Source organism: Synechococcus sp. R55.7, assembly GCF_047461955.1.
In the GTDB taxonomy this organism is placed as follows: Bacteria; Cyanobacteriota; Cyanobacteriia; order Thermostichales; family Thermostichaceae; genus Thermostichus.
The window spans coordinates 3,151-4,795 of record NZ_JANSIC010000201.1 but is presented as its reverse complement, the minus strand read 5'-3'; the positions used below and the strand labels follow the sequence as shown (position 1 = coordinate 4,795).

The window sequence follows — 1,645 nt, the reverse complement described above, 5'->3', positions numbered from 1 at the left end:
TGGGTGGCGCTCAGTTCCTTGGTTGGGCAGCATTGCAGAGCAGCAGGGCATCTGGATCCCAAAGGATCTGCCCATCAAGAGCCATTCTCCCCAACACCGGCATTCCTACTTGGGCTTCCAGGCGCGGGATCAAAGTTGCATCCAGCTTTTCCAAGGCTTGGGGATCCCCAGTTTCGGTCAGGGATCCAATCAGCACCCACCCCAAACCGCGGGCCTTGGCTTGGCGCAACAGGGCGGCAAAAGCGGCAGCTTGGCTCAGAGCGGCCTCCCGCTGCAGTGTCAGCAGCAAGCTCAACCCCCACGCATGGGCCAGATCCGCCCAAGTTTGGCCTGGCCCCAGGGGATCGGCAACGCTGCCCGGCAAAACCAGTAGGGGATCTTTTTCTCCTGCCCACTCGGAGATTTGTTGCCAGAGGGCCTTTAGCTGAGCTTCCGAAGGGTTGGGATCCACTCTGAGCCGGCCCCAAGGGCGTTGAACCACCTGCTGCCAAGCGTCGGCCACTGCCGTAGCTCCTGGGATCCCCGGCCAGGTGTTGGCCACCATCACCTTCATGGCTCTGCCTCCCATAGGGCGAGAAACTCCGGCTGGATCTCGAAGCCAAACACCAAAGCCATATCCCGCAGCATGGAGACGGATCCCAGGTTCTGCTGCTTAAACCACCGCATCAACACAAAGATCTTCTGATAGACAAAGATCTCCAACGCTTCTGGGTTGTAAACAATGCCCTCCCGAGGGTTGAATTGGTGGGGCACCATCATAGCCGCGTAACGGGCGAGTTCTCCTTGGCGCCAATTGAGAAAGTAGGGCATCCAGGGGTAGACTGTATCCCAACGAATAAACCACAGGCGCACCTCCGGGATCTCGGACAGCTCCCGTGGATCCTCAGGGCTGCGCGGCCAATCGATGGCGCATTGCACCTGCTGGGCAGCACGCACGGGATCGGCCATCAAGGTTTTCACCAGCTCATGGCCGGGGGTGAGATCCAGAGTTTGAATGGCCTTGGCAGGAAGGTAGAGGGTAATCGGCACGGCAACACAGCTATCTGGCTTGCAAATGCAGCTTATCTCAGCTCTGCTCTGTCTTGCTCGCCACTGGGATCCCTAGACGGGTGAGATCCAGGGCAAAACCTGCCGTTACCAAAAACACTTGGTCGGCCAGGGGAGCCAGCCTTTGGGTCAGTTCCCCCATCCGATCCCGAAACCGCCGCCCCAGTGGGTAAGCGGGCACCACCCCCCAGCCCACTTCTTCAGACACCAGGAGGATCTCCCCTCTATGGCTTTGCAAGGTTGCCAAGAAGGATTGCACCAAGGGATCCCATTCTGAAGAGGGACAGTCTAGGCCCTGCGCCACCCATCCCCCCAGCGAATCCACCAGCGCACAGCAGGGCTGGGGTAACTTTTGCAGTTCTGCCCCCAAGTCCCTCCCGGTTTCCCAAGTCTGCCAACTGGAAGGCCGCCGTTGCCGGTGCTGTTGAACGCGCTCTGCCCATTCTGGATCCGTCTTGGGATCGGGTTTCGGCCCGGTAGCCAGGTAGATAACCGGCAAGCCCGAAGCCGCAGCCAAACCCTCTGCCAGCCGGCTTTTGCCAGAGCGCACAGGGCCACAGATCAGCACAATCGACATTACGCTGGAAATCCACTGACG

3 protein-coding genes are annotated in these 1,645 nt (G+C 59.7%); all 3 read right to left on the bottom strand.

Going from position 1 to position 1,645, the window contains the following annotated elements:
• Positions 1-10: 10 nt before the first annotated feature.
• Positions 11-568 carry a hypothetical protein gene (locus tag NW820_RS10180; RefSeq protein WP_414352032.1) on the bottom strand — a complete coding sequence of 186 codons (558 nt, stop codon included), beginning with the start codon at positions 566-568 and terminating at the stop codon, positions 11-13.
• On the bottom strand, positions 550-1,029 hold the full coding sequence (locus NW820_RS10175; protein WP_011432033.1) for a CRR6 family NdhI maturation factor: 480 nt from the start codon (positions 1,027-1,029) through the stop codon (positions 550-552). The genes NW820_RS10180 and NW820_RS10175 overlap by 19 nt, the downstream gene beginning before the upstream one ends.
• A 37-nt stretch (positions 1,030-1,066) precedes the next feature.
• Positions 1,067-1,645, bottom strand: a 579-nt coding sequence (cobU, locus tag NW820_RS10170; RefSeq protein WP_414407422.1) for a bifunctional adenosylcobinamide kinase/adenosylcobinamide-phosphate guanylyltransferase, incomplete at its 5' end; no start/stop codon positions are given.